The organism is Bacillus sp. D386 (assembly GCF_006346415.1).
In genome coordinates, this window is record NZ_VEMV01000002.1 from 779,620 (window position 1) to 786,669 (window position 7,050).

Annotated in this window: 9 protein-coding genes; 5 read left to right on the forward strand and 4 right to left on the reverse strand. The window is 37.8% G+C overall.

Features of this window, described 5'->3' with window-relative positions; all coding sequences use genetic code 11:
- Positions 1-24: 24 nt before the first annotated feature.
- Complete coding sequence (locus tag FHY45_RS08750) at positions 25-585, reverse strand: phosphatidylglycerophosphatase A family protein (protein WP_139891415.1); 561 nt, start codon at positions 583-585, stop codon at positions 25-27.
- A gap of 135 nt (positions 586-720) precedes the next feature.
- Between FHY45_RS08750 and FHY45_RS08755 the strand changes: the two genes are divergently transcribed.
- The 3 genes from FHY45_RS08755 (at position 721) to FHY45_RS08765 (ending at position 2,477) form a co-directional block, all read left to right on the forward strand.
- Positions 721-1,452: an alpha/beta hydrolase gene (locus tag FHY45_RS08755; protein WP_139891416.1), complete on the forward strand. Its 732-nt coding sequence runs from the start codon at positions 721-723 to the stop codon at positions 1,450-1,452.
- A gap of 78 nt (positions 1,453-1,530) precedes the next feature.
- Entirely contained in the window at positions 1,531-2,046 is a 516-nt protein-coding gene (locus tag FHY45_RS08760) for a 2'-5' RNA ligase family protein (RefSeq protein WP_066101354.1), read from the forward strand.
- A gap of 5 nt (positions 2,047-2,051) precedes the next feature.
- The gene (locus FHY45_RS08765; RefSeq protein ID WP_066101357.1) at positions 2,052-2,477 is read left to right on the forward strand and encodes a GNAT family N-acetyltransferase; all 426 of its coding nucleotides are present in this window, start codon (positions 2,052-2,054) and stop codon (positions 2,475-2,477) included.
- Between the two features lie 110 nt (positions 2,478-2,587).
- Here the strand turns inward: FHY45_RS08765 and FHY45_RS08770 are convergent, their stop codons facing one another.
- Entirely contained in the window at positions 2,588-2,875 is a 288-nt protein-coding gene (locus tag FHY45_RS08770; RefSeq protein ID WP_066101360.1) for a hypothetical protein, read from the reverse strand.
- Between the two features lie 155 nt (positions 2,876-3,030).
- On the opposite strand from FHY45_RS08770, the gene FHY45_RS08775 reads away from it, so the two are divergent.
- A complete protein-coding gene (locus FHY45_RS08775) occupies positions 3,031-5,343 on the forward strand; it encodes a UvrD-helicase domain-containing protein (protein WP_066101363.1) in 2,313 nt (770 codons plus the stop codon).
- A gap of 68 nt (positions 5,344-5,411) precedes the next feature.
- Here FHY45_RS08775 and spoVIF read toward each other — a convergent pair whose 3' ends face one another.
- Together spoVIF and FHY45_RS08785 are read right to left on the reverse strand one after the other, a co-directional pair.
- Positions 5,412-5,669: a sporulation-specific transcription regulator SpoVIF gene (spoVIF, locus tag FHY45_RS08780; protein WP_066101365.1), complete on the reverse strand. Its 258-nt coding sequence runs from the start codon at positions 5,667-5,669 to the stop codon at positions 5,412-5,414.
- A gap of 188 nt (positions 5,670-5,857) precedes the next feature.
- Complete coding sequence (locus tag FHY45_RS08785) at positions 5,858-6,016, reverse strand: YjcZ family sporulation protein (protein ID WP_066101369.1); 159 nt, start codon at positions 6,014-6,016, stop codon at positions 5,858-5,860.
- A 170-nt stretch (positions 6,017-6,186) separates the two neighbouring features.
- On the opposite strand from FHY45_RS08785, the gene FHY45_RS08790 reads away from it, so the two are divergent.
- Entirely contained in the window at positions 6,187-6,873 is a 687-nt protein-coding gene (locus tag FHY45_RS08790; protein ID WP_139891417.1) for a GNAT family N-acetyltransferase, read from the forward strand.
- The last annotated feature ends 177 nt before the right edge of the window (positions 6,874-7,050 follow it).

Consider the following 7,050-nt stretch of genomic DNA (forward strand, 5'->3'; position numbering starts at 1 on the left):
AAAGAAGAGGTCCCCCCCCTTCCCTTAGCCAATCATTTCTTCATGATCTATATCTTCAATTTCATCCTCGGACAGGGATTCCTCTTTATCACGCAGACGATGAGCTAATCTGGAAGCAGCACTTGCTGCAATTGCAGCGACCAAATCATCAAGGAATGTATTTACGCCTCTTCCCTCTTTCTTCGTATCTAAATATCGGATAATCCCCACTTTATTCTTATCCAGGTGACCAAATGTTGTCACACCAATACTTCCATAACCGAGCACAGCTCCTAAGGCAATGGTTTCATCCACACCAAATAAGGACTCATCAGACTCAACAATAGACTGCAATGGCTCTGACAGCATGCCCTTTTCAGCTAATCGATCTAATTCAATACCTACAAGAAGGGCATGCTGAATTTCACGTTTCATCAGGACACGTTCTATACTATATATGCATTCATCCAGAGTTAAATTATCATTATAAGGAAATTGCATTTCATAAACAATTTCAGCGATTGCTTCAAGTGTAACACCTCGACTTTGCAAGGCAAGTTTAGCAGCATTTGTCACTGTTTTACTATGTACACGTTTTTTAATCATATCTCTATTACTCCTTTTTACACTTTCATCCATTATACCATCAGAATCTTCATAATATCACAAATCTCCTGATTATTATATACAAGTTAGAGTATGCTAAAATATACCTGAAAAGAATAACAGGGGGTGAGCTCATTGGCATTAAAAGCCGGAACAATTAAGGGTATATCTTTTAACAGCAAGGAATTAAATGAGGAAATCGAACTCCTTGTATATTTACCTTCAGCCTTTTCCCATCTGTATAAGTATTCCGTCCTGATTGCACAGGATGGTAAAGATTATTTCCAATTAGGCAAAATTGGACGAGCTGCAGATGAGCTTTTAGAAAGGCAAGAAATAGAAAATATAATCATTATAGGTGTCCCTTATAAAAATGTTGAAGATCGCTGGAATAAATATCATCCTGACGGCCTGAAGCATACTGCCTATAAAAGGTTTCTTGCACATGAACTTGTTCCATATATTGATGCCGAATATCCGACCTACCAAATGGGGCTGAGCCGCGCCCTAATCGGAGACTCCCTGGCAGCTACTGTTTCATTAATGGCAGCTATGGATTATCCCAATACATTCGGCAAGATTGCATTGCATTCCCCACTTGTAAACGAGTCCGTACTATCAGCAGTGGAGTCTTTTCAGTTCCCGCATTTAACGCAAATCTACCATACGATTGGAAAGAATGAAACAACAGTACAAACATCTAAAGATGGGATCATAGATTTTGTACAACCTAATCAGGAACTTAACTCGATTATTGAAAGCAAAGGCTTTCCGGTCTTTTACGAAGAGATTGATGGAGACCATACCTGGAGGGCATGGCAGTCAGATATGAAGAGGACACTTACCTGGCTCTTTCACAGGACATAATTAGCAAGGAATTTTTTTTGAATATTTGCTATAATGAAGTAATATCTAATTTTACAAAATAAGTCAGGGGGTTCTTACATGAATTTTGGAATTGCTATTTTCCCTTCAAAAAATTTGCAAGACATTGTAAACTCATATAGAAAGCGTTATGACTCACATTACTCTCGTATATCTCCTCATGTCACATTAAAATCTGAATTCACAGCCACAGATGAGCAAATCAAGGAAATTTCAGCTAAACTCGAGGAGATTGCAAACCAACACCAGCCTTTTACATTAAAGGTCTTAAAAGTTAGCACCTTCCAACCAGTCAATAATGTGATTTATTTAAAAATTGACCCTACTGCCGAATTAAGTGCACTTCACGAAGATTTCCATAATGATATTCTGGGCAAAGATAAAAAATACAAATTTGTTCCGCATATTACTATTGGTCAAGATTTATCTGACAAGGAACATAACGATATTCTCGGACAACTGCGTCTCATGAAATTCGAACACGAAGAAGTAGTTGATCACTTCCATTTACTCTATCAAACTGAAAATGGGGCATGGAAAGTATATGAAACATACCAATTAAGAAAGGACAACTGATCACGATGAACATCAAGATTGTATCAGAAAAAGAAGAATTGGATCAGGTATTTTCGGTACGTACTAAAGTTTTTGTAGATGAACAAAATGTACCTGAAGAAGAAGAAATTGATCATTTAGAAGAGGAATCTACACATTTTCTCGTAATAGATGAGGAAAGTAATCCAATAGGTGCCGGACGCTTCAGGGTGGTTGATAGCTATGGAAAAGTCGAAAGGATTTGTATCTTACCAGATTTCCGCTCAAAAGGGGTGGGCAAAGATTTAATGAATGCCATAGAACAATATGCCCTATCTAAACAAATTGAGATCCTTAAATTAAACGCTCAAAACCAGGCGATCCCTTTTTATGAAAAACTCGGTTACTCAGTTATATCCGATGAATTTTTAGATGCCGGCATCCCTCATCACACTATGAAGAAACATATTTAAGACTGCAGCCGACTGCAGTCTTAAGTGTTTATACTCATAAACATTAAAGGAAAGCAGCGTATTAAAATACGCTGCTTTCCATATGTATAGAGTGATTTTAAATGTATGGTTTAAATACTTTCATTAATAAATTGACCGACCCCAGTCATTTCAGTAGCGGTTTTTTTGACTATTTCTGTCGGCACATAATTTTTGTAAATGCGATTAGATGAACCTCTAAAATCGTCTGAATTGATTTCCCTGTCAAATGAATCCCGTTCTTCATTCTTGCGATGGAATCTGATTGGCTGTACAGGCTGAAAGCACGAGATCATATTTTTAGTCAGCTTCTCCGCTGCAATCGTTCTGTTCGTGTACTGTATGTATTCGTATTGCGTGATTGGACTTATGTACCCCATTCCTTTTCCACCTCACTTTTTTATCCTTTTTTTACTTTTATTACCCGCTTTTTAAGGGAATAAAACTACTATCCTCTTTTGTAATATATGATTCGATTTGATAAGATGATATTTGTCTGTCGTTTTTAAAATTTTTTATATAAATGAGGAATATGATGAAAACAGCTAATTGGAAAAACGAATCTATCTCTTTACTCACATGGCCCAAGGAGGCATTTGCTCGTATTCATGAAGCTGGAAAAAATGGTGAACTTCAATGTAATCATTGTGGTCAACCTGTTTATATGTATCTTGGAATCCATGAAGAACCATATTTTATTCATCGTGATTCTTCACGTCCTCCTTGTGTGGACAAAACTGAGAAAACGAATCCGGCAGTGAATGAAGCTTCAGTGGAATACGGAGGATTTCGCTTACCCCAATCCAGGTCCATTACCAATTGCTCTGATGAAACTATCTGGCAAGGACCAAAGTCCATTACAAGTCTGCCATCCTATAATGAAAAACATCTGCCTGGGGTGAATAGCAATCATCCATTCATCGACATTCTGAGTGCCCACGGCTGGTTATTGGACGATCAACAAGCAAATGCTGTCGTAACGGATGCAAGACATTTACTCGTTCTTGCAGGAGCAGGCAGTGGAAAAACCCGTGTTTTGACTGCTCGGACAGCCTTTTTACTATTAGAAAAACAAACGGATCCTAAATCGGTGATGCTCGTTACGTTTACATCTAAAGCAGCTGCTGAGATGAAAAGCAGGCTACAGCAAATGCCCGGTGTAACTCCCTTTATGCTGCAGCATGTATTTACCGGTACCTTCCATTCCATTTTTTATCGAATTCTTTTACAACATGAACCTCAAAAATGGCATTCAAGTAAATTGATAAAATTTGATGGGGAGAAAGAATATGTCCTAAAAATAGCAGCTTCAGAATTAGGAATCGATGAACGGGAATTTGCATTTGATCAAGCCTTACAGCAAATCAGCAGATGGAAAAACGATTTATTATCTCCTCAGGATATTCATCCTGCTGACGATTGGGAAGTCAATTGCCAGGAGCTTTATAAAAAATACGAATCATATAAAGAAATAAATAATAAATTCGATTTTGATGATATGCAAACAGGCTGTTATCAACTTTTAAAAGAGAATGAACAGATTCTTAATTTTTATCGAAACCGGTTCAAACACTTTCTAATCGATGAGTTTCAAGATATTAATAAGGTACAATATGAGATTGTTAGACTGCTTGCTTCAAATGCAGAATCTGCATGTTTTGTAGGCGACGATGATCAGGCCATTTATTCATTCCGTGGCAGTGATTCTGCCTTTTTACAAAACCTGAAGCTTGACTACGATTATCTCGAAACCATAATCTTGTCAGCTAATTACCGTTCTGGGCATAAAATCATTCAAACAGCCAACAAGATTGTTTCTCAAAATAAAACAAGAACACCAAAAAAAATGGTGGCTACACATGATCAATCACCTTCTCCGGTTTTATTTTATCCATTTGATGAAGAATCTGAGGCAATCATGATTATGACCGACATAACCGAAAAAATAAGGCATGGAGCAAACCCAGAGGATTTTGCGATTCTTTATCGTACCAATACAATGAGCCGTGCTATTTTTGAAAAGCTTGCATCTTCAAGTCTTCCATTTCGGGTGGATTCTGACTATGATTCCTTTTATACAAGAAAGACTGTGCGCAGTATTTTGGCCTTTATGAAAGCAAGTATAAATCCAGATGATCCGGGAATGCTACAGGATTTATTACCGCCGCTATATTTGAAAAAGTCGGCAGTCCAGGATGCTAAAGCTCTATCCATCCTGAATGATTGCACTTTGCTCGAGGCACTTCGATTCCTCAATAATTTAAAACCGTTCCAAATGCGAGCAATAGATAAAGCTGTCTCTGTCATCCATTCACTTAAGGATTTGTCTCCATCAACTGCTATCGAGATGATAGAAAAAGAACTCGGTTTTGGGGCCTACCTCAAAAAGCGGGGGAATGAAGGCAATAAAATGGACAAAGGGTCGGACGATATCAAGGATGTAAAAATTGCTGCAAGACGCTTTGATACAGTGCTGGAATTTATTCTTCATGCGGATCATATGACAGCCATGTCAAAAGAGATTAAATCAATGTCTAAAAAAACAATAAATGCTATTCAGCTGAGCACCATCCATCGTTCAAAAGGACTTGAATATAAATATGTTTATATTCTTGGCTGCGTAGACGGAAACATGCCTCATGATTATGCTCTGGAATCTTGGCGTGACGGTGACAGGAAACCTATGGAGGAAGAAAGACGGTTATTATATGTAGCGGTAACACGCGCATGCTCGGGATTATATATTTCCATACCGGAAAATAGACGTTCAAAACGGGCAAGATCTTCCCGTTTCTTAACGATTTTAAAAGGGGAGCCCTCTTACAAAGAAGAACTGATTACCAAATAACCGAGTAATACAGATCGGCAGTTTGAGTCAAATCAAATGTTCTTCATATGTAAAGGTGGCTCCTTTACTCATTTTTTATTATTCATCATATTGGCAATTGTATTAAAATCTAATGATTTCCCATCCTTAATGATTGATTGTACCAACTGGTCCTCTACATCCTTCGGTACAGGCTTGTTTGCAATTTGCGAAACCCTCTTAATGACGTTGCGGACTGTTTTTTCATCTTTAAAATTTGCATTTTGTAAGGAATTAGCCAGCTCCATTACATCTTTCATATTTACGCCTGTTTTCTTTTCCATATTTTTAAAGAATCCATTATCCATAATTCAGCCTCCTTATCGTTACTGCTATCATATGAAAGAAAATAGGAAAGGTGAGACTCATTTCTCCATGCAAAAAAGGGATTCAGTATAGACTGAAATCCCTTTCTTTCATTTACTAATTGTAAATACTTAATTAACAGTAGGGCATAGAAGAGGTTTTAGGTCTCTTCTATGCATTTCAATTATTATTAGCAGAAGCTAGCGCCAACAATAATTAACAAGATAAATAGTACAACGATTAGTACGAAAGTAGAACCGTAGCCACCGCCGTAGCTACCACCACCGCCGTATCCATAGCCGCCACCGCAGCTGCTTCCGCCGCCGCCGTATCCATAACAACCAAACATGTAAGTCACCTCGCTTTCGCTTAGTACACTCATAACATATGTTAAAAGTGTTTCCTCGGTTTGGGCTAATCTCCATATAAGAATACCCAAATATTAAAATCGGCAATAATACCTTGAATTACTGTAAATATATCTTTTACACTAAAAGAAAACAGTAAGGAGTCATACACATGGCTATAGAGTGGAAAGAAGTAACAGAATTAGAGGATGAACTATTAAGGAAAGCATTATCTTTATATCATGATTGTTTTCCTGAATACGTGCGTGAAGATGAATGCGTATTTTACGAGTCCATCAGACAACGTGAGAAAAACACACCAAATAATTTCCATTTTTTAGTTGGAATCGTAGACGATAAAGTAATCTGTTTCTCAACTGCCCATTATTTAGCTCAAGTAAATAGCGGTTATATTGTTTATATAGCAGCCGATCCGAAAGAACGCGGGAAAGGCTTAGGGAAACAAACACTTTTAAAAATGGAGAAACTACTTAAAGAAGATGCCGTACATGCTGGGTACCCATCCTTAAAGGGAATCTTCCTCGAAACTGAAAGAGAAATTGATGCGCAAAACGAAGAAGAATACAAAGAAACCATAAATCGCCTTCAATTCTTCAATCATCTTGGCTTTTCACCTATAAAAGGATATCAGTATGTCCAGCCACCATTATATACTGGACAAACTCCAGTGCCTTTATATCTCGCATTTAAAAAGTTCACTCGCGGAGAAGATATTAATTATGATCAAGTTGTTAAAGCAATCTATCATGAAAAATATCATAAAATGAATAAAATTTCCTCAACTGTACTTGATGAATGTATAACGTCTCAGGGGAATATTTCGGAAACCATCCAATAGTGGAAACCAAAAAAAAGTTTCTTTGGGGGCACAGGTCCCTGAAAGGTGGTCGGTAGGTGTTTGATAGTAGAACTTTCCACTGGACTTCACCCACCTTTACCCCGGTATGTCCCGGGCATAGGTGCCTCATAGGTGGGGTATAGCTGCTTTTCCCAGGACTTCTCCTACCTTTCACCC

Coding starts and splice junctions, on each gene's coding strand:
- FHY45_RS08750 (WP_139891415.1), bottom strand. CDS start 585: ATGATTAAAAAACGTGTACATAGTAAAACAGTGACAAATGCTGCTAAA.
- spoVIF (WP_066101365.1), bottom strand. CDS start 5,669: ATGGATAATGGATTCTTTAAAAATATGGAAAAGAAAACAGGCGTAAAT.
- FHY45_RS08790 (WP_139891417.1), top strand. CDS start 6,187: ATGGCTATAGAGTGGAAAGAAGTAACAGAATTAGAGGATGAACTATTA.
- FHY45_RS08770 (WP_066101360.1), bottom strand. CDS start 2,875: ATGGGGTACATAAGTCCAATCACGCAATACGAATACATACAGTACACG.
- FHY45_RS08785 (WP_066101369.1), bottom strand. CDS start 6,016: ATGTTTGGTTGTTATGGATACGGCGGCGGCGGAAGCAGCTGCGGTGGC.
- FHY45_RS08760 (WP_066101354.1), top strand. CDS start 1,531: ATGAATTTTGGAATTGCTATTTTCCCTTCAAAAAATTTGCAAGACATT.
- FHY45_RS08765 (WP_066101357.1), top strand. CDS start 2,052: ATGAACATCAAGATTGTATCAGAAAAAGAAGAATTGGATCAGGTATTT.
- FHY45_RS08775 (WP_066101363.1), top strand. CDS start 3,031: ATGAAAACAGCTAATTGGAAAAACGAATCTATCTCTTTACTCACATGG.